Here is a 580-nt window from a genome sequence, read left to right on the forward strand (position 1 = left end):
GTGTTGGCAACGAACTCGACGTCATTGCAGCCTGCTTCATCGGCGGCGCCTCGGCGTCCGGCGGCGTCGGCAAGATCACCGGCGCGGTGATCGGCGCCTTCATCATGGGTGTGATGAACAACGGCATGTCGATCATGGGCCTGGGCATCGATTACCAGCAACTGGTCAAGGGCCTGGTGCTGCTCGCCGCTGTCTATTTCGACGTTTACAACAAGAGGAAGGGCTGAGGCCATCGGCCTCGCTCCACCACATGGCTGACCGCCGTTAGCGCGGAATTCACGCCATACGGCCATCCGTAAAAGGAGTAGGAAATGCTGATATCGCAAATCAACAACGGCTTTGGTAGCGCTGCCGTCGTCGTCCGAAACACGGTCGACGAAGAGGCGCGCGTCGTCAAGGATGCGTCGAGCGTCTATGCGCTGGCCATGGAAGCCGCCGATAGCGGCCGGTCGCTGATGGAGGTCATCTCGCATCATGGCTTCGGCGACTATTCGATCGACCTGATGCGGGTGCATGCGGAAGGCCGCTTCCTGGTGCCGATCGAGCATCCCGATCCGTCGCATCTGCATCTCACTGGCAC

General features: G+C 60.7%; 1 protein-coding gene and 1 pseudogene. Both read left to right on the forward strand.

All coding sequences use genetic code 11. The features are described 5' to 3' along the window. Positions 1 to 227: ABC transporter permease subunit (locus AC1D0P_RS27310; RefSeq protein ID WP_477679596.1), on the forward strand; the 227-nt coding region annotated here is incomplete at its 5' end. Positions 228 to 311: 84 nt separating this feature from the next. Beyond that, a pseudogene (locus AC1D0P_RS27315) lies at positions 312 to 580 on the forward strand (hypothetical protein); the annotation flags it as partial.

Source organism: Polaromonas sp. P1_G2, assembly GCF_056405515.1.